The organism is Iningainema tapete BLCC-T55, assembly GCF_014698965.1.
GTDB classification, from domain to species: domain Bacteria; phylum Cyanobacteriota; class Cyanobacteriia; order Cyanobacteriales; family Nostocaceae; genus Iningainema; species Iningainema tapete.
The window spans coordinates 1-23,441 of record NZ_JACXAE010000023.1 but is presented as its reverse complement, the minus strand read 5'-3'; the positions used below and the strand labels follow the sequence as shown (position 1 = coordinate 23,441).

The window sequence follows — 23,441 nt, the reverse complement described above, 5'->3', positions numbered from 1 at the left end:
TGCTAAATTTTCTGAAATTTAATGTCACAATTGATCGTGACGAAGACGGGGTTTGGATTGTAGAATGTCCAAGTATTCCTGGTTGTGTCAGTCAAGGTCAGACAAAAGAAGAAGCGATAGAAAACATTAAAGATGCGATCGCCGCTTGCCTTCAAGTCCGTGCAGAACGTGGTTTGCCATTGCCCACTCCATAATTACCGTATCTCGTTCACAGGTATCGCCAATACTAGACCAATGAACCGCTTCTATATTATACCTTAATAGTAAATAAACTCCGATGCACCATAATTTTCATCGCTCAATAAATTTATTTCTTAGCTAGTAACTCAAGTCAGTTTCATCTGAGGTGCGTAACTCTTTTAGTCCGTTTTAACGGACTTGAGCTATTAGCCTTGAACTTCAGTTCAAGGCGTATTGTTATCAATTAAGCTTGAATTACTTGAGATTCCCGATATGTGGGAAAATCAGTGTAACCTTCTTGACTAAAAGAATACCAAATGCTAACATCAGGAGGTGGATTTAAAGACCAGCCATGAGCAAAACGCTCAACTAAATCTGGATTGCTAATTAAGGGACGCCCAAAGGCAATCAAGTCAGCACTACCGTCTTTGATTGCAGCTTCAGCCGTTTCTTGCGTATACCCACAGTTACCCACGAGTACACCTGTAAACACTTTGCGAAATTCAGCCAACGTCATCGGTTCTCCCAACTCGTGAAAGCCAAATCCCAAACCATCGAGCAGATGGAGGTAAGCCAAACCATAAGCATTTAGCTGCTGTGCCACGTAGGAAAAAGTTTCACGGTAATCCGGCGAACCCATATCATTGTAAACACCATTTGGAGATAGCCTCACTCCGATTCGGTGAGCAGGAAATACAGTTGCGATCGCCTCAGTAATTTCTTTGAGAAAACGGTAGCGATTCTCCAGGCTACCACCATATTGATCTGTTCGATGGTTAGTTTTAGATTGCAGAAACTCATCGATCAAATAGCCATTTGCGCCATGAATTTCCACTCCATCAAAACCAGCATCTTTTGCTCGTTCAGCAGCCCGACGATAATCCTCTACAACCAAAGCAACCTCGCTTGTCTCTAAGGCGTGGGGAGTTTCATAAGGTTGTTTGCCGATGGGAGTATGAATGTACTCTCCATTCAACTTAATGGCACTAGGAGCATCGGGCAGTTGATTATTTTCGTGAAAACTACTGTGAGAAGCTCTTCCACAGTGCCAAAGCTGGAGAAAAATTGGTGTTTCTTTGGCGTGTACTGCATCCACAACCTGCTTCCAACCTTCTGCCTGCTCATCTGAGTAAATACCAGGGGAATTTTGCCAACCAATAGCCTGCGTGGAAATTACAGTAGCTTCAGTAATGATCAAACCTACCGTTGCCCGTTGAGCGTAGTACTCCGCCATCAGAGCGTTGGGTATACGTTCCTCTCCAGCTCGAGCGCGAGTCATGGGAGCCATTACCACTCGGTTTTTGAGAGTCAAATCTCCCAAGTTAAAAGGGCTAAGCAGATTTGTGGAAAGCGTTTGAGTAGTCATTCGTTTGTTGTTTCTAAAGTAAGTGAACATTGTTTAGACAGCAACGCCCGAATTTTAGCTGCTTAGCTCGATTTTGTCTATCAAAGGTATACTTAGACAATACCTTCTCCTTGCCCAGACGCTGCGCGAACGTCAAAATGCAACACCCTATAAGAGTGTCGCTATACAAGTTTTCCTTTGCAGCTTAGTAAACAACGCTTGTTTGACCCTTTTGACGATATTCGGGCTTAGGCTTTACTATGATTTCTATATCATTGCCAAGCGCATTTAGAAAATAAAGTAATCTATCAGTTGAAAAACCTGATAGTCTGCCTCGAATTAATGCTGAAACTTTTGGTTGATCAATGCCTAAGATTTCAGCGGCTTGAACTTGTGTTAGTTTTCGGTGATTAATAGTTTCACTGATTTTACGTACTAGTTCAGCTTTCACCAATCTTTCTTCAGGATTAGGCAAACCTAAGTCAGCAAAAATATTTCCACTGCTAACATAAACATCATTTTTTTGAGTCATTTTGTTGCTCCTTCTCTTTAGCAGTTTGCTCTAAATAGTCTTCCTGTGCGCTATTTAACCTCCTTTGAATCAACTTAATATCTTGTTGTGAAGTGGCTATACCATGCTTAGATTTTTTCTGAAATGCGTGTAAAAGGTAGACAAAACCTGCAAATTTTACAGTGTAAATTGCTCGGTATGTGCTTTTTGCTCATGTAATATTCAGTATGCTAAATTCGGCATACTTATGTCAACAACTAAATTTTAGCTGTATCAAAAGTATTCAGGGTTCCCCTCCCAAAGAATCTGTCCTTAAATTCAGCCGTTGACGGACTGAAAGATCTTGAGGTGTTCTCCTTCTGGCACATGGTTCCCTCGTGGCAGCAAGTCTTTACCAGCCAGCGCAGCTGCTACGCGAGCAACCGAAGCCCCATATAGACGACCCCCTTGATGCCTATTGGCTCCATTCGAGCACCGCCTGAACGAGCATAAGGACACCCGCGAACCAGTAATTTCGCTGCCTGATGCCGATTTTGGGAAGGGTACAAGAATCATTCCACACTCTGCTAACGAGCCAAGCATAGCAATCTGGGTGAGTTCCACGAACCTGCATTCCCATATCCGCCACCTGTTGCAAAGACTCCTGCAACTTTACCAACAAGTTCATCAACTAACCAAAGTTGGTACACACTGCTATCGATGAACTTTTTGATTCTCCAATCTAGCATTCCCATGTGTACGGGAGAACCCAAAATGAGGGCATGGCATTGACGAACTTCATCGATCGCCGCATTTCCGTTGAGAACCAGTTCACTGCGCCTACATCCGTTCAACACTCGCTCTACTTGAGTGCGACAGTGATGAACAACAATGACATGCTCAGCATTGCTGTGTTCAGGTATCTCCCAAGCTGGCTGCCGATGGTGTTCAACCTGAATTCCATTCCAATCTAATTGATAACTTGAAAGCAGCAGCAGGCGAGGTGTGACTTGCCTCGTCTCATTCGTTCCTGAATAAACAATGGTTGAGGGTTTCTCTTTTGACATGTTGTTAACCTAAATCCACAGGTTGCCCTACCTGCTTAGATTAACAATAATGAGTAAATAGGTCTAGAGGTAGCGAAGTTGAAACTCTCCGCTACGGGAGTGCTGAAACCTTAAAGATTTTTTAAGTGTAATCGCGTAATTAATTTAAAAAATAGTTATATATAACACATGCATGAAGTTTGGGTAAATTTTTGATTTTTTGACTGATTTTCTTCGGGAATTGTGAATATGATGTAGCAAATGACATATCAAATCCTGAATATGCCAATTAATTGCAAGTTTAAAATAAATGACCAGTAAAAAACCAGGAGCGATGAATCAACCAATTGGGCAGTTCATTCGTGAATTAAGGCTTTTAACAGGTTTAACTCAAGAACAGTTTGCAGCTTCTTTGGGCGTCACTTATCCGACAATCAGCCGATGGGAGAACGGACGTACTAAGCCTTCACCATTAGCACTCTTATAAACTCCAAGTTTTATTGCAGCAGATGGGCGAACTAGCTCAAGACTTGTCTGCAAAATATCTGCAGAATTAGTTCTAGGCAGTAGGAGATCGCTCCTTTTCAGAGTAGCGCTTACACAAATTATATGTAGTAATTGCAACTTTAGTTGTTAATTGCTGCTTGAATCTAGTAGTTGCAACTTTAGTGTGGCAATTGCAGACATGAGCGATAGCCCTGGCTTGTCAGTTCGTCCGACGCCAGATTTGAGAGCTGCGATCGCTTAGGCAGTTCGTCGATGTCTTCGACAATAATGCTATTGCCACCGTTGAGGTGAAGTAAGCGCTTTACTCTTGAACCAATAAGCCTAAAAAAATATACAAACATCTAGCGATAAAGTGCATTAACCAACAGGAAATTATGGAATTTTTCCCTTACGAACCTTTTGATAACAATCAAGCTCAGAAAAAAGTCTGGGACTCGATAAAAGAAGCATTCAAAGATGATCCAGGTGTAGCGTACTATCGCTACCCTATTTTTACTCGTAGTGGAAGGCTTAATAGAGAGCCTGATATTCTCATACTTCATAGGGAACTTGGTCTATGGGTAATTGAATGTAAAGGATGCAAAATTGACAATATTCTCAGTATTCAAGGTCATGAATGGAGAATGAATAATTGGTACTCAGAGATTGAGACACCAGTAGCGCAAGCAGAAAACCAAATGTATGCAGTTAAAAATAAATTGACAGATTGTGAGGAAACTCGTGGTTTGGTTTCTTTCAATTTTAGAGTTGCTCTTCCTTTTATAAGTAAACAAGAATGGCAAACAAAAGGTTTTCATGATTTACCATCTACTCAAGGCGTTGTTTTACTAGCAGATAATTTGACTCCAAAAGCTTTCAAAAATAAAATTACTGAGTCTGCTCAAGACAACCCTCAAAAAATAATGAGTGATAAACAGTGGGAAAATGTTAAAGGAGTCTTAGGAGGTACTTTAACAGCTAAGCCTCCAAGACCTGTTTCCACTGGGACAGCTGCTAATAATCCTATTAGAGTAATTAGCGCGATCGAATCACAATTAAAGAAGTTAGATGAAACTCAACAGAGAATTGCTTTTGAAGTTCCTCCTGGTCCTCAGCGGATTCGTGGATTGGCGGGGACAGGTAAAACAGTTTTGCTAGCGAAACGTGCGGCTAAAATACACTTTGTCCATCCCGACTGGCAGATAGCTTTTATCTTTTTCACACAAGCACTTTACGAGCAAATTACCGAGTTAATTGGTTTGTATTACCGAGAAATGACGGGGGGAGAAGAACCAGATTGGAGAAAAATTCATATACTACATTCTTGGGGAGCAAGAGATAGAGCTGGTTTTTACCGGAGTTTAGCAATGAGGTGTGGTGCAACTTACAGAGATTTGAATCGAGCTAGGGCAGAATTAAAATCAGGTTCCCCATCATCCCTTTTTGAATATGTCTGCAATTGTTTTGAACAGGAAGTTCCTAATCCTCCAACTTTATACGATGTAGCTTTAATTGACGAAGGGCAAGATTTGCCACCTTCATTTTACCGAATGGTTAGAGGTACGCTCTCTGATAGTAAACGGCTTTATTGGGCTTATGATGAAGCTCAGGGTATCGGCTCTTTAATTGTCCCCGAACCTGTGACTATTTTTGGCTTGACTCAAGATGGTAAACGAGTAGTAGATTTAGGCGGACCAAACCCAGACGGAACCATTACACCGCCTACTTATTCTAATGGTATTCCCAGAAACTGGGTTATGAGGCGATGCTATCGAACTCCTCGCTTACTTCTGATGACTGCTCACGCTATAAATATGGGGTTATTTCGCTACCCAAAACCTTTACAAGGCGTTACTACAAAACTCCACTGGGATAGGTTAGGCTATGAGGCAACAGGTGATTTTCGTCGTATTGGCAGTTCAATAAAAATTACTCGTCCTGCTAAGTATAGCCCACATCCAATAGATCAAGAAGACTTTAAGTTACATGATGCTCTCGGCTCTCCCTTAGTTATTCAAACTTTTGCAACTGAAGAAGAAGAAATAGATTGGATTGCCGAACAAGTTGCAAATGACATAAAACTTGGATTCCACCCGTGGGATATTATGATTACAGGACCAACGGGACATAACGAAAGTCAAGGACCACCTTGGGACAGAAAAAATGCGTACTTTCCTAAACTCAAATTGGCTCTGGAACAACATGGTGTGCCTAGTTTAATAGCAGGTGTAGACACGAGCAAAGACATTTTTAGGATGGACGGCTATGTTACTATATCTACTATTTTTAGAGCCAAAGGAAATGAAGCCTGGAAAATTTATGCTTGTAGATTTCAGTATGCAACTCGACCTTTAGAGTTCAGAAAGGACACAGAAATTCATAAACGTAACGAAGCTTTTGTAGCCTTAACTCGCGCCCGTATTTGGTGTGTAGTTACTGGATTGGAGGGAGAAAGTCTAATTTTTAATGAGTTGCAAAAAGCTAAACAACAGTATCCAAACTTTACTTTTCCAGCCTTTAACAAAAACTCATTGGGTAGAATTTATGATAAAGAGGAAGGAGAAGATACAGATGCTGAAGAAGTTAATGTGAGCTAATAGTTTCTATTTCGCCTCACCTTATACACATTGTCACAACCTAAAACATGAATCATTTACCTGATTGTTTGTTTGATTGCTCTCAATATCCAAATCAATTTGAAGCTCAATTACATCAACAGCCACAATCCCGTAAGTTTATCATATATGACTGTGAAACAGCTAAATGCATTCCAAATGGCGATCGCTCACCAAACTTACAATACTGCAAGGGATGGGATGACTTTGAAGGGATGGGTATTGCTGTCATCTGCGCTTACTCATCTTGGGATGATTGCAATCACGTTTACTTACAAGACAACTTGGTAAACTTCCAAGCACTAGTTGATCAAGCACAAGAGATCGTCGGTTTTAATTCCCTGTCATTTGATGACAAACTCTGTGCTGCCAAGGGATTGCAGGTAAAGACAACCTACGATCTACTCTGCCATATTCGTGTTGCAGCAGGAATGCCCCCTCACTATGTTAAGGGTGTCACTCGCTCTGGCTACAGCTTAGAGCAATTGGCAAAGGTTAACTTAGACTACAGTAAATCACAGACAGGGGCGATCGCACCAGAACTGTGGCAAAAAGGCAACTATGGAGCCGTAATTGACTACTGCTTGACAGATGTAAACCTCACTCGAAAGTTATACGAAGGTCGAGCGAAGCTAATAGATCCTACAAATCAAAGATTACTGACACTAACCTAGTACCACTTGAATTGGTACAGAAGCCAATATCTGATTTCTAATTTGACAATACCAGCACGACAATCGCAACAATCTTGAATACTATTATGACAAGTGGAACTTTGGAATTCAATATAGAAGCAGGAGTAGAGCATAGAGTTAGTGGAGGTTCTCTCATACCATTAGGAGGGCAGCTTCCATATTATTTAGAGATGCAGACAAGTAAATTATTAGACGTTCTTGTTGGAATTGCTTTTACAATTCAAAGAACAGATCAAAACTTGAGACAACGTATTAATAGGTATTTGTATTCAAGAACTAGACCTGGTTTTTATTTAGAGATTAATGAACATTTACATTTAGCCTATGCAGATCAGCGTAATGGACATGGCACTCAACATTGGTGGCGGTTATTTTTTGATAATGACTACAGACATCAAATAGAACAGCTTATACGTGGAACAGCTATAACCGTATCAGGGGAACATACGTCTAGTAACGATAACAGAACTTCTGAACAAGAACACGCTAGAGCGAATGCACCGAGGGAGTGGGGCGGAATGTACTTTCGTTCAGCTGCTGAGATTAAGATTGCAGAGGAGTTGGATAAACAAGAGATATTGTTCTTTGCTAATTCACGCGGTCGTGTTGGTAGGCAAGGATCGCCTGTGTCTGATGCAAGTGGCTGGCTAACGGGTAGGGTTGAAGTCGATTTCTTAGTATTTTATAAACGTAAATGTATCATTCTAGAAGTAGATGGTCAACATCACCAAGAAAGTTTACAAACGTCAAGAGATTATTTGCGCGATCGCGTGCTGCTACGTGAGGGTATTCCAACGGTAAGGTTTACAGCTAAGGAATGTTTTGAACGAGCAGCAGATGTTGTGACTGAGTTTTTAAATATTTTCTGAAAGGGCGATCGCACCTTACTAAGTTCTGAATCACAAGGCATTAGGAAGCGATCGCCTTATCTAAAGTAGTATTTTAAAGGGTGTTAAATGATAAAACTATTAAAACGACCAAGGGATGCCAATATGGTATCCTCATTAAAAGTAAACAGGATTGCACAAAGACTAGGTAGATTAGCTTTAACAGGAATTGTTACCTGTAGCATTGGTGCGGTGGCAATTTTTGAGGGTTATAAAAACTATTGGGACAAGACAATATTCCGTGTTCAAACTGTTGATTTTAACTTATTATCTCATACTCTACCGACAAAACTTTCATACACCATTATTCAAAATCAACCAGAAGAATTACAACGTACATTAAATAGCAATTACAGTCTATTTGGTTTAGTTGTTACAGATCCTAGTGGACAAAATATAATTGCTGCGTCTGGAAAAAATCCCCGCCGTTCTTCTTGGGCAATAGCGCTTAATCCAAAAAAACTACAAAGCTATCCTTACGATGTATTATTAGATCCTCCTCCTTTATTTTCTCAATGGAATTATAAGAATTCTCGTGCTACTGAACCTACTGCAACTAACTTTACAAATAAAGGACGTGTCATTGGTAGGGTATATTATGTTAGAGGGATCAAACCATCCTTTCAAGATGATTTATGGAAATGGATCAGAAACCCTATTTCTGAAAGTAGCAGAGCTAAAACCTACACTGTAACCATACTTGCTTGGTTTGCGGCTGGAATTGCCTTTTGGAGTATTTGTGAGTATATTCTGTATAAAAAACGTGTTCAAGAAGAAGAAGCAATACGAAGAGAACGCGAGTTGATTGAACAAAAAGAAACTTTATTACTTCAGTTAAGGCAACGAATAAATCAGATTAAAGTTCTGCAAAAGCAATGGGAACAAGAACGCATAAATTCAACAAGCCAAGCTGAGGAATTACGCAGCTATAACCAGCAACTACAGCAGGAAACTTCTCAATTACGTACAATGATATCAGTGCCTGCTGTAACAAGTTTACAGACTACACAAGCTGAACTGGACAAAGCCAAGATAGAGGCTGAATCTGCTCGACAAAGGCAGCAACAACAGCAAGAGCAAATTCAGGGATTAAATCAGCAGTTACAAGTCCTTCAAAATAAACTTGCAGAAACTAAACAACAAGGAGCATTATTTGAATCACTTCAGAGTCAGATAGAAGAAATTAGAACGGCTAGATCGTTAGCGGGAGCAACGCGAAAAAGTGAGATCAAATTAAAAGGGGCGATCGCAAATGCTCCCCTCAGTAAATAGGTGAGATTTTTGGCACAAAAAAAGGTAGGATTACCCTGAGAAACAGTTTTTTGGGTTTAGACCCTTTCTAAGGGAATACCTACCATGAACAAAAATATTATTGCTACTCTTAATTTAACCAAATCTCTAGATAACTTTGAACAAACTGTTACCAAACTTTTAGAACTGTCAGAGGTGTCAAAGTGGGATGGAAGTACAGTTCGCGAACGGGAACAGAAAATCAGAGAAGCGGCGCTAATTCTAGCGGGACAGTGTATTGCTTTATTACTATACAATCTTTCACAATCAGAAGAAGCACAGGCAACAGCTATAGCTAAAACACTTATGTTGGTGGCGAAATCGAAGTGCAAGACATGGTAAATGTTGGCGACAAATACTCACAATAGGGAATGTGATAGTTAATCTAAAATTGCCTTACGTGTTGGAGCGAAGTCCAAAAGAAAAAGGGCAGAAAAAATCTGTTAACCAAGGATTTTGTCCATTTTTAAGATGGTTGGGAATGACAGAAGGAGTCAGCCCGTTAACTTGGCCTACAATTGCTCAATATGGTACAATCAGTAGTTCCTTTGAAGTTGCACGTTCGACCTTGATTGATTGGGGAATTAAGATTAGTCTGAGACGAATAGAACGTCTGACGTATTATTTCGGTAAGATAGGATTAAGCCTACGTCAATCCAAATTATTTAGTCTAAAAATGGGGACTTTGCCTAGAGGAGATATTCTCAAAGACAAAAAGGTTGTGATTTCTGTAGATGGAGGACGGACTCGTGAAAGGATTAATAAAAAAGGTAGACGTAGCTCTAAAACCCATAGGCACGGGTATAGAGGTGAATGGGTTGAACCTAAGTTACTCACGATTTATGTAGTTGATGAGCAAGGAAAAAAAGTTAAAAACGCTGATATTCCTATTACCAACGATGGGACTTATGAAAATTATGAAGGTTGCCTCGAAATCTTAGAGATGCATTTAGTTAGCTTGGGAATTAGTCAAGCCAAACAAGTACTACTTGTGGCTGATGCTGCTGAATGGATTTGGAAACATATTCCCCCTCTTCTATTACGTTTAGGATGTCCCAAAGATACTTATCAATTAATTGACTTTTATCACCTGCGCGAGCATTTAAAAATTTTTGCTGATGCAGCTTTTACTCAAGATAGTGAACGCACAAAATGGTTTAAGATTGCCCGTTCATCTCTCAAACATGGAAAAATTACTACTTTGCTTGCAGACATGAACGCTATTAACAAGCAAGCAAAGGTCGAACAGAGTAAAATTTTGACCTCTCAAATAAATTATCTCACAAACAGGTATAACGAAGGTCGTTTAAATTATGCTCAGATTGCTGCTCTTAAGTTACCTATTGGTAGTGGTGCAATTGAAAGCTTAATTCGTCAAGTTGTTAATTTACGCCTAAAGGGGAACGGTAAGTTTTGGTTAAAACATAATGCAGAAATTATGTTGCACGCCCGGTGTCAATGGACTGCTTTTAATTGGAATAATTTCTGTAATTCTATTTTGACTTGTTTCATATATCCTGCCACTGCCGGGTAAAAATTTTACTTCCATCGCGCCCCTATCTTAAACTTCATCCTAAGTGACAGTCTATAGGTGTCATTTAATGCTGACCATTTATACTCGTCTACCTTAACTTATGATGCTGGAAGCTTCTTACATCCGCTCACCGATGTAAATTCTAGTGCTGGCACTGTAATTAAATGTTAAAAATATTACTTTTACCCCCGGGATTCGTTCTGGAAGCGATCGCCCCTTTTAATTTGATCTCACTTTTTCGCGTTGCTCCCTCGTTAGCTGAGTCAGAACTACAAAGTCTTCGTAACAGCGAGCATAGGTTTAGAGAAACAATAGCTAGTTTAGAAAACCAGTTAGCTTCTCAGCATCAGGTTCAAGCCCAGCTAAAAAGGCAGCTTGAGATTCTGCAACGCACACTTGTAGAATCTCAACAACGGGAACAGGAATCACATGGGAAAACTGAAAGGGCAAACCAGCAGATAGCAATTCTTAATGAGGAGATGGATCGACTTAAAGAGGAGACAGGTAGGCATCCACTCAATAATTTTGAGAAAGCAGTTTTGGCTAGCTTGCAAAATAGTATACCTCAAAAAGAAATACTCACGCAGTTTGATGCAGGAACTGGAGGTGATAACAGTAAGTTTATAGACTTTTTAATAGTTATGAATAACTGCATCATTGCTTTAGAGGCTAAGTCTTATAAAGGAAGAATTGAGCCAGTTGGAGATGCACGTAACACAAACTGGATTTGTCAAACAGGAAGTGACAGAATTTTAATTAATGCTTGTTGGGGACGAAATCCCTATCAGCAAGTTAAAACATACACGGATGCTATTTTAGCTCGCATTAGAAATCGCCATCAAACCCAAAGTAAGAAAATACCTGTTTACGGTGTTGTAGTGTTCCCTGCCGAAGCGAGTATTACTTCTAATATTGATTCCAATATCGGTGGGTTTCATCGAGTTACTACCCTAAATAATTTATTAGGAACTATCAGAGAGCTTGACCACAACGCCAAATCTAAAAACTCAAGTCAGATGACTTATAAGCAAATTGTACAGTTTGTTACAGCTTAATTTAGTATAAAAGAGATATTATTATGGCTATAATGATTCCCGATACTATCCCACCAAAGGCTAGTCAAGGGGAGAAGCGACTATACAAAATTATGCAATTCGAGTTACCCGATGATTGCTATGTTTGGTATGAGCCGCTAGTAAAAGGTCTTTACCCCGACTTCATTTGACCAAATTAGCAGCATTAGAGGAATTTTGCATCCAGAGAGGGTGATTAAACAGAAGCAAGCAACCATTGAGAGCGTACCCAGTAACGTCAAGCCAAAACCAGATAGCTCTGTCATTGTGACTTTAGATATAGAGCAGGAACGTTTAGCAGCAGATATGCGTAACGGTCATCGCCTGTTTTACGGGGTTGCGGGTTCAGGCAAGACATTAATTCTACTATCGCGTGCCAAGTTTTTGGCAAACCGCTTGGTTGGGCATCGGGTTCTGGTGCTGTGCTTCAATATAACTCTGGCATCGTATTTGCGATCGCAGATTCATGATGACAACCAAAACCCTCTTTACAGAGAGCGGGTTGAAGTTACCCACTTCAACGGTTGGGCGCGGAAAATTCTTACTAAACTTCCTAATCCTCAACAAGTGACGGAAGACTATGACGAGGTGCTGGGAGAACTATTATTAGAGGCGATCGCTAACCTTACTCTAGAACAAAAATGGGATGCAATTTTGGTAGATGAAGCGCATACCTTCTCACCTAGCTGGTTTAAGTGTTGTGTCGCGGCGCTTAAAGACCCAGAAAATGGAGACTTGATGATTGTCTCTGACGGTTCTCAAAGCCTTTACAAGCGCCATACGTTTACCTGGAAATCTGTCGGAATTAGAGTACAAGGGGGACAGCGCTCTAAGAAATTAGAGCATAACTATCGAAATACTCAGGAGATTTTATCTGCTGCTTGGAGTGTCGTGCAAAATGTTCATCTAAAAGAGAAAGATGATGAAGTTACTTTCCCTATTATTGAACCTAGTGCCGCGCTGCGTCACGGTTCTTGTCCAGTTTTGCAAATAACAACCTCCCGCTCTAAGGAAATTGAAGCAGTCCTTGCTCAAATTCAGAAGCTTCATGTTAATGGTTACGAACCAAGAGATATTGCTGTTGTGTATAAATATCTAATACAGAGCGATACTCCCTTACTAAACAACCTGCAACAACAACTTAATAACTTGGATTTAGGCTGTTACTGGGTTACAGAAAATGCAGATAGCAAACATTCTTACAGGAATCACCGAGAAGGAGTGAGGCTGATTACTGCTCTTTCTTCTTTGGGACTGGAGTTTAAAGCGGTTCTTATTCCTTGGGTACAGCAGTTTGGCGATCGCTATTCTCAAGAACCAGAAGCAGCGATTTTGGCGAAAAGACAGTTGTATGTTGCTATGACTCGCGCTCAAGAGCAACTATATCTTTTTGGTTCTGGTGATGCGCCAATCTTAGATGAGTTAAGGCAGAGTCAGTGTTTTGAGGTTATGAGTTGAAAACTCACCTTGTGTACCTCCAGTTATTTAAAGCTTCAACACAAGAGTCGAAAGCGTCACGCTGGTTGGTTGCTCTTATGACCATCAAGTATAGTGCTGCCCAAATTTTACGTCGAAAGTTTTGCAGACCTTTAGGTGGCTCAATCAAGGTGTATGCAAGTTCTTTTAGCTGTTCACGGTTTTGAGGAGGAAAATTATTCCACTCGTGCTTAATAATTTTGGCTATCCTGCGTAATCTATCGGCAACTTCGTCCAACCTTGATGATGGATTGATTTTTAGAAGTCAGACTTGTTGAATAAGAATGAGAATCAATCAAAATTGCCGTTGACACCGCTCTACTCTTAGCTGCTGGTATTTCGGAAAGAAATTTAAACTTGACGAGTTGTAAATTTAGTTCTCTTATTCTACAACAGCAGATTCTCGCTGCCTTCCGCACAGGTAATCAGTTATTTACCGTCTCTTTACAATCTCGTCTGAAGGACGCCGCACATGGCTTGACATGTCCCTTTGTCAGTGTAACTTAAATAACTCGCTTATGCTTCTAAACCCTGACGAATTTTTGGTCTAGTGACAGCTTGCTAAAAAGACTTAACAGGATAATGGTACTTTATCCATCATTATAATTATTGCCTACTTGCTTAAATCTATGATCGCTACATATTGTACTTGCTTAACCCCAGGCTTACTACTATCGCAAAATATGTGACACTACAGGGTGCGAAATGTGGGTTTAATAAGAAAAGTAGGAAAAGTAGGAAAAGTAGGAAAGATGGGAGGTTTATTCTTTTAGGAAAAAAAGTAGATTTTTAAGAAAAAATGTGATATATAAAGATTAGAAAATACTTATGTTACTTTCTAATACTGAGTCTTCATCAAATATTGTTATTTGTCCAAACCAGCTATGGAGCAATTGTATTAATTTCATTGTGGGCAGTTAGTCGTTATGCAATCGCGGATTTTAGCAATGTATTGATAATATCAGGATTACTGTTAGGTTTAGGTTCGTTATTTGGCGCAAATTTAGGCGCTAGTCAAAAGATATTTATAAAACACATATCTTGCTACGGCTTTTTAATTTATTAAGTTTTCCTAAATAAGCCTTAATAGTATAAAAAATCTGATAATAGTTATAGACAGGAGCAAAGTGATGATACACTATTTTCTAGTTAGCTAACCCAATGGAAAAAAGAGTTTTATCCGCACAGGAGCGAGCAGATATTTTATGTCAAACTTTCTTGGATGGAGCGCACTAAGAGAAGCATGATCAACTGCTTAAATGAATTGGAAAAAGGTAAATAAAGTAGGATTACAAATCATGTTTCTTTCTCAAATCAAAAACCTCTTTTCCAGCCTGTTGATTACAGCTACTGCAAGTGTCTTTTTCTTAGCAACTGCCTCAGCGACCAAGCCTATTCGCGTTATTCTAGACCATGATGGCGCATTTGAGGATTTTTATGCATTATTAGTTCAAGGAAACGCTTTAAATCATCTACCAACATTGTAAATCCATAAGTAATAAGACTTAGCAGTGATTATACGCTCTCATTTTAGTGATATGTATCATAGCAGTACTTAAAACTTAATCAATATAGTTATAAAATAAAAAGTACGTCTACATATATTTAAACAACAGCTCCCTTGCGCTTACCATAAGTGCTCTACTCTCACAGCTAATTCCGGTTTAGGGAGCCAAAGTCTTATAAAAATTTGCATCTCTGGTCAAGGAAAAATTACTTTGTGTGAGTTGGAGCTACTACTATGGCAAAAAAAATATATTCATCTGTTGGGATACCAGTTTTATTTTTGTTGGCTGTGTTGATGCCAACCTCCGTTTTGTCTGATGCACCATCTCATTTGATGAAACAGCAGTTCAGGGATTGGGAGAGTGAAGAAAACCCTACAAAGGAGAAAAAAGGACAGCCTCAGGTATCCTCTCAGAAAAAACCTAATCAAGTACAAGGGATCAATGATCCCTCCAGTGTGAAAAATAGTGTTCGAGATGGAGGTACTGAAGCTGGAACAGGACAGAGGAATCAGTCCTTGCCCATACCTAGCGAAAACAATACATCGCCTTCGGGAAGAAAAGATAACCAGATTCCCATCAATCAAAATCAACAAAACCAGAAAAATAATCCTGCTGTAATTAATAGCGAAAACAATACATCGCCTTCGGGAAGAAAAGATGACCAGATTCCCATCAATCAAAATCAACAAAACCAGAAAAATAATCCTGCTGTAATTGATCGTCCCGTATACTCAAATGCCTTGGATGCCCTTGCTCAAAATCCATTTATATGGCTGCCCCTGTTGCTCTTGCTGGGACTGCTGCCTTTGCTTGCCTACTGGTTTCGCAGGCGTCGTCGGCAAGATATCAACCAGTACTTTGACCAAATGTTTGAGCAAAAGATGAATAACAACATCGGATTGATTATCAACAAGATTGCCAATAAGCAGGAATTCAAGAATTACATCGACCAATACGTAGGTCAGCGAATCGACCAAACCTTTGAGCAAAAGATACAAAATAACATCCCATTAATAACTTACAATATTGTGAATGATAATGAGGAATTAAACCAGTACGTTGACCAGCGCTTACACTACGGTGTTATTAACAACACTAGAATTAACAATGAGATTGTAAGGTTCGTTGCTAACAGTACTGAAATTAACAATAAGTTTAATAGACTCTACAGAGATATTGACATCAAGATTTCAAGCATCCACAACGAGTGGAATCAGAGATTTATAAGTTTAGTTAGCCAGTATGTGGATGAACTGATCCATATAATAGGTGGCCAAGAGTCATTTAACATCCTAATTGCAAACTTGATCAGTCTCAAGGTAGATGAGCTTGGCAACCAAATCATCAGAACCAGGAACGAACTGACTGTGCTGATGAACAATGGAGACAGACATCTCTATGAGTGGACTTTGGGAGAACTCGTGGCAATCAAAAGCTGCTTAACTGACCGTCAAGTTCTTGTAGAGCAGCTAGCTTCCTTCAGCACTGAACTTAAAACCAAGCTCGATTGTACGCCGTGCGTGGATATTAATACGTTCAAGCAGTTCAAACCTATTTCCGGGTATGCCGAAATACGTGGCAATCAGGACACGTTGTAAATCTGAATGATGTAGCACATGACTTGCATTATCCTCTTTATGGTCGTGCTTCCAATACGAGATTGAAGGGAGTTTGTGCCGCGCAACGGAATTTACTAAATCCAGCTTCAAATAGAATGGCAGCCAGTCTTGCTTTACCTGCTTGAGCACCAAGTGCTAGCCCGACTTCTTGTGAACGTGAATTTGGTGTACAAATGGCAGTTGAGCCAGAGTAATACATCCTACCAACTGGATTAAAGTTTTCTTCCACATTATCTCCGGCATATGGTTCCACCATCAACAGCGCTCCATTTTCAGCCAGTGCCTTATATGCATGTTTGGCTGCGCCTAGCGGATCGCCCAAGTCGTGGAAACAGTCCATAAAACAAATCAGGTCGTAATCTGTGCCGAAAAAGTTCTTAGCACTTGCCACTTCAAATTTGACGCGCTCGGCAACTCCTACTTCTTCTGCTCGTTGACGTGCGGTAACAATGGACGGCTCGTGGTAGTCAAAACCAATGAAGGTTGAGTTGGGATACGCCTGTGCCATAATAATTGTAGACGCACCGTGACCACAACCTATATCTGCTACCTTGCCACCAATCTTTAATATCATCTCGACCCCTGTCAAAGCAGGAATCCAGGTGTTTGTCAAGTAGGTTTTGTAACCATTCCGGAAAAATGCTTCGCAACCACAGAATAACCGAGGATGGTGTTCGTTCCAGCCAATACCTCGACCACTCTGGAATGCTTCTACAACTTTATCCTCGTCCAGCCACATCGAAGCAATCAAATCAAAGCCAGGAGCTAGGAAAACGGGACTGGCTGTATTTGCCAGCACCATTGCGTACTCTTCTGGAAGTTCGTAAGTGCGATCGCTTGGGTTATATGTCACGTAACCACCAGCCGCTTGACTGTTCAACCACTCTAAGGCATAACGTTCATTAATATTAGTCTTTTGCGCAAGTTGCACTGCACTTATCGAACCTGCACCCATCATTGCCTGATATAAACCAAGTCTATGTCCAATACTCGTCATTACACCTGACATACCCGCTGCCATGTCAGTAACAACCTGTCCTACAAATGCTTCTAGTTTTGCTGTATCCATATAATCACCTTATTTATTGTTATCAATGTAGTTACAGAATAGTCAGCAATAATTACCGCAACTTCTGTTATGAATCTAATCTAGACTACCGATTCAATCTCCACAGCCTGAAAATGTCATAAAAAGTCTGATGTTTAAAATGTTCTTTTTGCAAAGAGAACTACTTAAATTACTATGTGGTGAAGTAGATACTGCTGAACGCCTCCTTCAACAACAACGGCGATTGCACCCAGGTAAGTCAGATAGATGGTATTTAGAAAAATTTATATACGATCTAAAACGCGATCGCCACTGATGATTAATGTGAACAAATTTTTGCCCAGCATTCTTAATTTTTGTTACAATACTTAATATAGATGTTTCTCTGCGTTACTTCAGGAATAGATGTTCTTATGTCCTCATCGCAAACCCAGTCTCCAAAATCCGTTGAAGTCGCTCAATCAGATTCCCTACCGTCATGGCAAATCAAACTGCTGTACGACGGTGAGTGTCCATTGTGTATGAGAGAAGTCAACTTTTTGAAAAAACGGGATGCTGGTAGAGGTTTAGTCGCTTTTGTGGATATTGCTGACGATAATTATACCCCCGAAGCAAATGGTGGCATTGACTTTGAAACGGCAATGGGGCGAATCCATGCTATACTTCCAGACGGCTCAATCATCAAAAATGTGGAAGTTTTTCGTCGTGTCTACGAAGCCCTGGGCATGGGTTGGGTTTATGCTGCAACCAAGATACCCATGATTGGTGCTGTTGTGGAATGGGTGTATGGAATTTGGGCTAATTATCGCCTACCCTTAACTAAAAGACCAAACTTAGCAACAATTGTAAGCGATCGCAACAAACGCATTGAAGGCAATCAGGGGCGTTGCCGACTCACTAATGATAGTAGTTGTTAAACACTAGATTCATCTTGTGGCTCTAGGCTGGTGGCATACTTTTGGCGTTTTTGCCTTTGCTGTCTGTGGTACTCAACAATTTTACTTAGCCGAGTTTCCATTTCATCAGAGCAAACCCGGCTACTAATACCACCATCTGATAACATTCGGTAAACTAAAGCATCAAGAAACTCTTGTAATGCTGTACATTGCTCTATTATTTGTGAAATATTACTCTTAATTAATTCAATATCAGAAGTCTCAACAGACGAGCTACTCTCAATCTCAGTTTTTTGTGCGGCAATTTCTTCAGATAAGCTAAACAATGAACTTTGTAGAGAATTTATCTTTTCTAATAATGGCAAATTATCCAATTGTTGCCTTACAGCGTTAAGAGACTTTGATAAAATTGTGTACTGGTTGGCTAGTTGGGATATGCCTTCAATTATTGAACTCGGCTCAAACGCTGACAATGAAGCCAGACGATCAAGCTTTGTTTCAACTCCGGCAATTTCCTCTTTTAGCTTAAACAGTGTTTGTTGTACAGTATTCAGATCAACTTTTGCTGATTGACTTAAAACTGAACGTAGCGATTGAATATCTGTTAAAATTTGCTGATGTGACTGACTAATAACAGCATTGGTACTTTGCCGAGTTTGTTGCTCAAATCGGTAGCGATTAACCAAATTCAGCAAAATTGACACTGACAATGGTATGGTTGCAAATACTACCTGCCCGGAAACCATAGCAGCAAATGATCCTGCTACCGAACTAATCAGTGATATGTACTCTGCAACCTCAAGCAAACTACGATTATTCACAATCTCCCACAAACATATATTTTTTCCTTAATTATCTACTGGTTTCCATTATATATAGTAATTACAAATAATTCCGTAGTTTCATGTTTCCTCTTGCTCTGCGCTACGCTAGACTTGCCTTACGTTGGGAAATCCTTCTGTAGCGCTAGCTCCTCAGCGCTGACAAATTATTTAGAGCTTTTAGTCTATATAATCGGGTGTAATTTTAGGATGCTCGGTGTTATTTGAAGCGATTGGACGAGGACCATCCATATCTCTGATTTCTTTAACCTCTAAATCGCTTGGATCAATCGGACGTTTGCCATCCACATTTACTGTATCATTATATATAAGATTACTAGAGACAATTGGTCGCTGACCATCTATGTCTATTGTTTCTTGAACCTGAACATCACTAGAAACAATTGGTCGCTGACCATCTATATTAAAAGTGTCTTTAACCTCGAAAGTACTTGGGTCAACAGGACGCTTACCGTCTACGTTAATTGTTTTAGAAGTCGGTTGTGGTACACTGAGGGAACAGTGGGCGTTTAAATCATCTTGATGCTTATTTTGCTCCAAATTAGTTTCAGTTGTATCAACTTTGTTTGTCTTATCCGTACTCATCTTCTGACTCCTAGTTTAGTAGCTGTTAGCGCATTTAAGTGTGTTATGTTGAATATTTTCCTACTCAAAGCACAAAATGACCATCATAAATGGCAAAAAATCAAGGTTTAAAAAACTATCATTACATTTTTGCACAGTTTAATGCTAGTTTAATCTAACTTAGTTTAGAGAATCGACTCTTTTTGATGACATAGGGTAAGCACATCTAAATATTGTATAAATCCTACTTGACAAATGAGCATGATTAGTAATTATACTTCAATGGGTAAGACTTATATTGCCGTTGTCATGATATTTACCATCTCATGCCCTCTTTAAAAAATACTTTTAGTTTTCAATCTGAACTGCGCATCTTAATTGTAGAAGATGATCCAGTGATGCGTTTAGGTTTAGAGCATCTTTTGGAAGAATATCCTCAATTGCAAATTATTGGTCAAGTGGAAGATGGTTACTCTGGGATTGAGGTAGCACTTGAACTTAAGCCGGATTTGGTGATTATGGATATTGGATTGCCGGAACTTGATGGCATTGCGGCTACTGAGAAAATTAAAGCTAGCTTGCCAATGGTACGGGTAATGATGCTCACTTCGCATAAATCAGAACAGGAAATTATCGCGGCTCTGTCGAGCGGGGCAGATGGATATTGTGTCAAAGGCTTAGGATTAGAAAAGTTGGTAATGGCGATCGCCTGCATTCAAGATGGAGCCGTCTATCTTGATCCTCAAATTGCTCAGTGCGTCGTTAAACACTTGCAGCCCGCAGTTCGTGCTAAACCAGCGAATCCGCTAAGTGAAAGAGAACTGGAGGTGCTACAACTAATTGTTGAAGGGCGCAGTAACCCCGAAATTGCTTTAATGCTGCACATTAGCCTCAGCACCGTAAAAGCCCATATTCGTAGCATTATGAACAAGTTAGCAGTTGATGACCGGGTGCAAGCAGCGGTTGTGGCGCTAAGATCAGGTTGGGTATAACGGCAAGGTGAACCAAAAAGTTGCTCCATCGCCCAAACTACTTATGACGCCAATTTTACCACCATGCGCCTCAACAATTTGCTTGCAAAGATACAGCCCTAATCCTAATCCCGGCGTGTATCGTGCCTTTGTCCCACGAGCGTAGAGTTTAAATAAGTACGGGCATTGCTCTGAAGCAATACCGATGCCGTTATCTTGTATCTCACAGAGCAGCATTGGAGCTTGAGGCTGAACGAGTTGTTTCACGCTTTCCACTCGGTTTTCCCATACTTTTACCTGCCTACAGTGTCCAGATTCCACCACACTCGCATCCAAAATTAGCTGAATTTCGTGAGGGTTGTGCTTGAGTGCATTGCCAATTAAGTTACTAAATACCCGTCGAAGCTGGTTTACGTCAGCGTTCACAACCGGGAGATCATCGGTGATGTGGTTGATGAGTTGAATGCGTTTTTTGGTTAAACTGTGGTTTAAATCGATAAGGACTGAATCTACCAACGGCTTTATTCGAGTTGGTTCACAATTGAGAATAACACCTTGTGTTTTAGCAGTGTGAGCTTCGACTAGAGAATTAATCAAGGCAAGCTGGTGATTGCTCCCTTGCAGTAATCGTTCGATTGTTGATCGCTTTATTATTAGCTTATCCTGTTCATCTATGACTTTATCCAACAAGCTTTTCAACACAATTGCACTGCCCACAACTGGAGTCTGTAAATCATGCGCCATAGAATGCAGAAATATCTGTATTTGGCGATTAGCTTCAAACTCTGAGCGTTTCAAGCGTTCGTATAAGTACACCGATAAAATGCTCACCGAGCAAGCGCAAGCAAGTTGGATAATAACTTCCCTTGAGTAAAGATTATATATTTTTGCATACTCAAGGGTAGCCAGACCATTTATGGGATAGACAATTGCATAATAGGCGATGGATATGGCTTGATAGATAAGATGCAATCGCCAATGCACTGGGAGCAGAACCGCTATATAGAGAAATAAAAGGTAGCTTGGTGTTTCCGGAAGACCGAAGAAAGTGAAAACAATATGTACAAGATTGCTCAAGGAACAGGCAAAAAGCAGAAATAGTGCTTCAGGATACTGTCGTCCCCAAGTAGTTTTTTGCCCAATCAAACAAGCCAGTATCAGGACATTAGCAACTATGTAGCAGACAATGGATGCCCATCTCCATTGATCTGCGATCGCTGCATCTCCATAAGAATTGAGGGCAACTGCTTTTAATTTCTCAAACTCAAACAAAACAGAATGAAGACCATTAGCCGATATAATCAAATGCCAAAATAACGCTAGCCATAGTCCCAAACGTAACCGCTTTTGTAAAAATTGATGTCTCCAAGTCAAGTAGTCTGTTGATTCTTGGGGTGACTTAAAGCGAGTCAGCCAATATTGAGCATAACGCCTTAGCCGGTTCCAAGTCACTTGAATAAATTGCGACCATTGACCTAACTTAAGCGATTGTCGCATAAATTTTAGGGAGATATTGAACTCCACGATACTACACCACAATCTTCAGATTTGAAATTGACCGATCGGTTAGATTAAGCATCGATGCAAATGCCCTGACCGATTGAATGAATTCAAGATTATCCGATTAGTTTTACTAATTTGACTTGGCGGTCGATTTGAACACAGTCACTCCATTCGTATGATAAAAGCCAACTCAAGCCACAGATGCCTGAGAACAAGTAGTCCAAAATACGAACCAGGATTTTACTGCAATGGAAACTAATACAACTCAAGCGATTTCTTTCCCGAAGCCAACTGGTGCTTACTTCGTGGGAACAACCTCTCTTTACTTTGTCGATTCACAACGAGAAGAAATTTATACAGAAGACAAGAGCGATCGTCGAGAGCTAACTGCAAAAGTTTGGTATCCAAGCGTTGAAGTTCCAGGAGCTGTGAACGAACCTTACCTAAGCGAAGATTTGATCAGTGGGCTGTTATCTAGGTCAGAAGACCCGCCACAAGATCTTGTCAACTTTATCCGATCTGTACCCACTAACAGTGTAGCTAACGCTCCTGTTGCCACAGCAGAATCCGAATATCCAGTTCTAATTTTTTCTCCTGGTCGTACTACTTTTCCTGAATATAGCACCTTTTTAGCAGAAGAATTAGCCAGCCAGGGCTTTGTCGTAGTTGGAATTAATCATACATACGACTCAGAAGTTAATGTATTTCCCGATGGGCGAGTTGTTCCCGGAACTCGTATTTTTGATGAAGCGCGAAGAGAAGGGGGGATTGACTCTGAATTTTTACAGCTTCTCGGTCAAAGTGTAACCATTAAAGCCGAAGATGCTCGGTTTGTTCTTAACGAGCTAGAAAAATTTGATGCAGGAAATGATCCGACAGGATTGTTTCATGGGAAATTAGACTTAGATCGAGTTGGTATTTACGGAGTTTCCTCAGGTGGTGCAGCTGCTGCCAAAGCTTTATCAATCGATCCTCGTTTCAAAGCAGGAATTAACCTGGATGGCTCTTTATATGGTGATGTGGCTAATGCAAGCCTCTCTCAACCTTATATGGCATTCATTAACGAAAGTTTCAGTACAGAAATCTTTTCTGATGCGTTATCGAGAGAGTTGGAGGGAAGACGACAACCTCTATTTGATAACCTTAAAAATGAAGGTTATTCCGTAACAATTTTGGGGACAACGCATCCCCACTTTGCCAGCGATATCGCCTTTCTATTTCCTCTTTTGCGAGATTCCGGTATAGAGTTGGCAGGTAATCTAGAAGTTAATATTAATGCTTTTTTCAATGGCACTGGGGGTCTTCAGATTAATTGGTGATAAGTTTATCTAATATATAAAAGAAATTTTTCCGTGACTTTAAGCCAGATTGCT

Annotated in this window: 23 protein-coding genes and 2 pseudogenes; 16 read left to right on the top strand and 9 right to left on the bottom strand. The window is 40.2% G+C overall.

Annotated features, from left to right (window positions below):
* Positions 1-11 precede the first annotated feature (11 nt).
* Positions 12-194: a type II toxin-antitoxin system HicB family antitoxin gene (locus ICL16_RS04530; RefSeq protein WP_190825703.1), complete on the top strand. Its 183-nt coding sequence runs from the start codon at positions 12-14 to the stop codon at positions 192-194.
* Between the two features lie 230 nt (positions 195-424).
* On the opposite strand, the gene ICL16_RS04525 is transcribed toward ICL16_RS04530, so the two are convergent.
* The 4 genes and pseudogenes from ICL16_RS04525 to ICL16_RS04510 form a co-directional block, all read right to left on the bottom strand.
* Entirely contained in the window at positions 425-1,546 is a 1,122-nt protein-coding gene (locus ICL16_RS04525; protein ID WP_190825696.1) for an alkene reductase, read from the bottom strand.
* A 184-nt stretch (positions 1,547-1,730) separates the two neighbouring features.
* A complete protein-coding gene (locus tag ICL16_RS04520) occupies positions 1,731-2,057 on the bottom strand; it encodes a helix-turn-helix domain-containing protein (protein ID WP_190825695.1) in 327 nt (108 codons plus the stop codon).
* Positions 2,041-2,232: pseudogene (locus tag ICL16_RS04515) on the bottom strand (type II toxin-antitoxin system RelE/ParE family toxin); the annotation flags it as partial. The gene ICL16_RS04520 and the pseudogene ICL16_RS04515, both read right to left, overlap by 17 nt.
* A 370-nt stretch (positions 2,233-2,602) precedes the next feature.
* On the bottom strand, positions 2,603-3,082 hold the full coding sequence (locus ICL16_RS04510; RefSeq protein ID WP_190825694.1) for a flavodoxin family protein: 480 nt from the start codon (positions 3,080-3,082) through the stop codon (positions 2,603-2,605).
* 289 nt (positions 3,083-3,371) lie between these two features.
* Here ICL16_RS04510 and ICL16_RS04505 point away from each other — a divergent pair, with 289 nt between their 5' ends.
* The 9 genes and pseudogenes from ICL16_RS04505 (at position 3,372) to ICL16_RS04470 (ending at position 13,099) form a co-directional block, all read left to right on the top strand.
* Positions 3,372-3,548: a helix-turn-helix transcriptional regulator gene (locus ICL16_RS04505; protein WP_337906911.1), complete on the top strand. Its 177-nt coding sequence runs from the start codon at positions 3,372-3,374 to the stop codon at positions 3,546-3,548.
* A 394-nt stretch (positions 3,549-3,942) separates the two neighbouring features.
* Entirely contained in the window at positions 3,943-6,144 is a 2,202-nt protein-coding gene (locus ICL16_RS04500) for an NERD domain-containing protein (RefSeq protein ID WP_190825693.1), read from the top strand.
* A gap of 47 nt (positions 6,145-6,191) precedes the next feature.
* Positions 6,192-6,836 carry a 3'-5' exonuclease family protein gene (locus ICL16_RS04495; RefSeq protein ID WP_190825692.1) on the top strand — a complete coding sequence of 215 codons (645 nt, stop codon included), beginning with the start codon at positions 6,192-6,194 and terminating at the stop codon, positions 6,834-6,836.
* 86 nt (positions 6,837-6,922) lie between these two features.
* The gene (locus ICL16_RS04490) at positions 6,923-7,726 is read left to right on the top strand and encodes a DUF2726 domain-containing protein (protein ID WP_190825691.1); all 804 of its coding nucleotides are present in this window, start codon (positions 6,923-6,925) and stop codon (positions 7,724-7,726) included.
* Positions 7,727-7,849: 123 nt separating this feature from the next.
* On the top strand, positions 7,850-9,016 hold the full coding sequence (locus tag ICL16_RS04485) for a hypothetical protein (RefSeq protein WP_190825690.1): 1,167 nt from the start codon (positions 7,850-7,852) through the stop codon (positions 9,014-9,016).
* 84 nt (positions 9,017-9,100) lie between these two features.
* Positions 9,101-10,568: pseudogene (locus tag ICL16_RS04480) on the top strand (ISLre2-like element ISCst1 family transposase).
* A gap of 164 nt (positions 10,569-10,732) precedes the next feature.
* On the top strand, positions 10,733-11,623 hold the full coding sequence (locus ICL16_RS04475) for a nuclease-related domain-containing protein (protein WP_190825689.1): 891 nt from the start codon (positions 10,733-10,735) through the stop codon (positions 11,621-11,623).
* A 23-nt stretch (positions 11,624-11,646) separates the two neighbouring features.
* Positions 11,647-11,793 carry a hypothetical protein gene (locus tag ICL16_RS44760; protein ID WP_202895411.1) on the top strand — a complete coding sequence of 49 codons (147 nt, stop codon included), beginning with the start codon at positions 11,647-11,649 and terminating at the stop codon, positions 11,791-11,793.
* Between the two features lie 25 nt (positions 11,794-11,818).
* Positions 11,819-13,099, top strand: a complete 1,281-nt coding sequence (locus tag ICL16_RS04470) for a DEAD/DEAH box helicase (protein ID WP_202895410.1) — start codon at positions 11,819-11,821, stop codon at positions 13,097-13,099.
* A gap of 4 nt (positions 13,100-13,103) precedes the next feature.
* Here the strand turns inward: ICL16_RS04470 and ICL16_RS04465 are convergent, their stop codons facing one another.
* Entirely contained in the window at positions 13,104-13,355 is a 252-nt protein-coding gene (locus ICL16_RS04465) for a hypothetical protein (protein WP_190825688.1), read from the bottom strand.
* A 1,021-nt stretch (positions 13,356-14,376) separates the two neighbouring features.
* On the opposite strand from ICL16_RS04465, the gene ICL16_RS04460 reads away from it, so the two are divergent.
* Together ICL16_RS04460 and ICL16_RS04455 are read left to right on the top strand one after the other, a co-directional pair.
* Positions 14,377-14,604 carry a hypothetical protein gene (locus tag ICL16_RS04460; RefSeq protein ID WP_190825687.1) on the top strand — a complete coding sequence of 76 codons (228 nt, stop codon included), beginning with the start codon at positions 14,377-14,379 and terminating at the stop codon, positions 14,602-14,604.
* 254 nt (positions 14,605-14,858) lie between these two features.
* Entirely contained in the window at positions 14,859-16,223 is a 1,365-nt protein-coding gene (locus ICL16_RS04455; RefSeq protein WP_190825686.1) for a hypothetical protein, read from the top strand.
* 37 nt (positions 16,224-16,260) lie between these two features.
* Here ICL16_RS04455 and ICL16_RS04450 read toward each other — a convergent pair whose 3' ends face one another.
* On the bottom strand, positions 16,261-17,313 hold the full coding sequence (locus ICL16_RS04450) for a class I SAM-dependent methyltransferase (RefSeq protein ID WP_190825685.1): 1,053 nt from the start codon (positions 17,311-17,313) through the stop codon (positions 16,261-16,263).
* A gap of 130 nt (positions 17,314-17,443) precedes the next feature.
* Between ICL16_RS04450 and ICL16_RS04445 the strand changes: the two genes are divergently transcribed.
* Both ICL16_RS04445 and ICL16_RS04440 read left to right on the top strand, forming a co-directional pair.
* Positions 17,444-17,608, top strand: a complete 165-nt coding sequence (locus tag ICL16_RS04445) for a hypothetical protein (RefSeq protein ID WP_190825704.1) — start codon at positions 17,444-17,446, stop codon at positions 17,606-17,608.
* 97 nt (positions 17,609-17,705) lie between these two features.
* Entirely contained in the window at positions 17,706-18,209 is a 504-nt protein-coding gene (locus tag ICL16_RS04440; protein ID WP_190825684.1) for a thiol-disulfide oxidoreductase DCC family protein, read from the top strand.
* Here the strand turns inward: ICL16_RS04440 and ICL16_RS04435 are convergent.
* Together ICL16_RS04435 and ICL16_RS04430 are read right to left on the bottom strand one after the other, a co-directional pair.
* The gene (locus ICL16_RS04435) at positions 18,206-19,009 is read right to left on the bottom strand and encodes a hypothetical protein (protein WP_190825683.1); all 804 of its coding nucleotides are present in this window, start codon (positions 19,007-19,009) and stop codon (positions 18,206-18,208) included. The two genes, ICL16_RS04440 and ICL16_RS04435, sit on opposite strands and share 4 nt — an antisense overlap.
* 180 nt (positions 19,010-19,189) lie before the next feature.
* Positions 19,190-19,615, bottom strand: coding sequence for a hypothetical protein (locus ICL16_RS04430; RefSeq protein ID WP_238360600.1), 426 nt, complete (start codon positions 19,613-19,615; stop codon positions 19,190-19,192).
* A gap of 305 nt (positions 19,616-19,920) precedes the next feature.
* Here ICL16_RS04430 and ICL16_RS04425 point away from each other — a divergent pair, with 305 nt between their 5' ends.
* A complete protein-coding gene (locus ICL16_RS04425) occupies positions 19,921-20,586 on the top strand; it encodes a response regulator (RefSeq protein ID WP_190825682.1) in 666 nt (221 codons plus the stop codon).
* Here ICL16_RS04425 and ICL16_RS04420 read toward each other — a convergent pair.
* Positions 20,572-22,062 carry a sensor histidine kinase gene (locus ICL16_RS04420; RefSeq protein ID WP_190825681.1) on the bottom strand — a complete coding sequence of 497 codons (1,491 nt, stop codon included), beginning with the start codon at positions 22,060-22,062 and terminating at the stop codon, positions 20,572-20,574. The two genes, ICL16_RS04425 and ICL16_RS04420, sit on opposite strands and share 15 nt — an antisense overlap.
* A gap of 254 nt (positions 22,063-22,316) precedes the next feature.
* Here ICL16_RS04420 and ICL16_RS04415 point away from each other — a divergent pair, with 254 nt between their 5' ends.
* On the top strand, positions 22,317-23,387 hold the full coding sequence (locus ICL16_RS04415; protein WP_190825680.1) for an alpha/beta hydrolase family protein: 1,071 nt from the start codon (positions 22,317-22,319) through the stop codon (positions 23,385-23,387).
* Positions 23,388-23,441 lie beyond the last annotated feature (54 nt).

Bases quoted from the DNA above. Each gene is read 5' to 3' on its own strand.
- ICL16_RS04525 (WP_190825696.1), bottom strand. From the start codon at position 1,546: ATGACTACTCAAACGCTTTCCACAAATCTGCTTAGCCCTTTTAACTTG.
- ICL16_RS04520 (WP_190825695.1), bottom strand. From the start codon at position 2,057: ATGACTCAAAAAAATGATGTTTATGTTAGCAGTGGAAATATTTTTGCT.
- ICL16_RS04510 (WP_190825694.1), bottom strand. From the start codon at position 3,082: ATGTCAAAAGAGAAACCCTCAACCATTGTTTATTCAGGAACGAATGAG.
- ICL16_RS04505 (WP_337906911.1), top strand. From the start codon at position 3,372: ATGACCAGTAAAAAACCAGGAGCGATGAATCAACCAATTGGGCAGTTC.
- ICL16_RS04500 (WP_190825693.1), top strand. From the start codon at position 3,943: ATGGAATTTTTCCCTTACGAACCTTTTGATAACAATCAAGCTCAGAAA.
- ICL16_RS04495 (WP_190825692.1), top strand. From the start codon at position 6,192: ATGAATCATTTACCTGATTGTTTGTTTGATTGCTCTCAATATCCAAAT.
- ICL16_RS04490 (WP_190825691.1), top strand. From the start codon at position 6,923: ATGACAAGTGGAACTTTGGAATTCAATATAGAAGCAGGAGTAGAGCAT.
- ICL16_RS04485 (WP_190825690.1), top strand. From the start codon at position 7,850: ATGGTATCCTCATTAAAAGTAAACAGGATTGCACAAAGACTAGGTAGA.
- ICL16_RS04475 (WP_190825689.1), top strand. From the start codon at position 10,733: ATGTTAAAAATATTACTTTTACCCCCGGGATTCGTTCTGGAAGCGATC.
- ICL16_RS44760 (WP_202895411.1), top strand. From the start codon at position 11,647: ATGGCTATAATGATTCCCGATACTATCCCACCAAAGGCTAGTCAAGGG.
- ICL16_RS04460 (WP_190825687.1), top strand. From the start codon at position 14,377: ATGAATTGGAAAAAGGTAAATAAAGTAGGATTACAAATCATGTTTCTT.
- ICL16_RS04455 (WP_190825686.1), top strand. From the start codon at position 14,859: ATGGCAAAAAAAATATATTCATCTGTTGGGATACCAGTTTTATTTTTG.
- ICL16_RS04450 (WP_190825685.1), bottom strand. From the start codon at position 17,313: ATGGATACAGCAAAACTAGAAGCATTTGTAGGACAGGTTGTTACTGAC.
- ICL16_RS04445 (WP_190825704.1), top strand. From the start codon at position 17,444: ATGTTTAAAATGTTCTTTTTGCAAAGAGAACTACTTAAATTACTATGT.
- ICL16_RS04440 (WP_190825684.1), top strand. From the start codon at position 17,706: ATGTCCTCATCGCAAACCCAGTCTCCAAAATCCGTTGAAGTCGCTCAA.
- ICL16_RS04430 (WP_238360600.1), bottom strand. From the start codon at position 19,615: ATGAGTACGGATAAGACAAACAAAGTTGATACAACTGAAACTAATTTG.
- ICL16_RS04425 (WP_190825682.1), top strand. From the start codon at position 19,921: ATGCCCTCTTTAAAAAATACTTTTAGTTTTCAATCTGAACTGCGCATC.
- ICL16_RS04420 (WP_190825681.1), bottom strand. From the start codon at position 22,062: ATGCGACAATCGCTTAAGTTAGGTCAATGGTCGCAATTTATTCAAGTG.
- ICL16_RS04415 (WP_190825680.1), top strand. From the start codon at position 22,317: ATGGAAACTAATACAACTCAAGCGATTTCTTTCCCGAAGCCAACTGGT.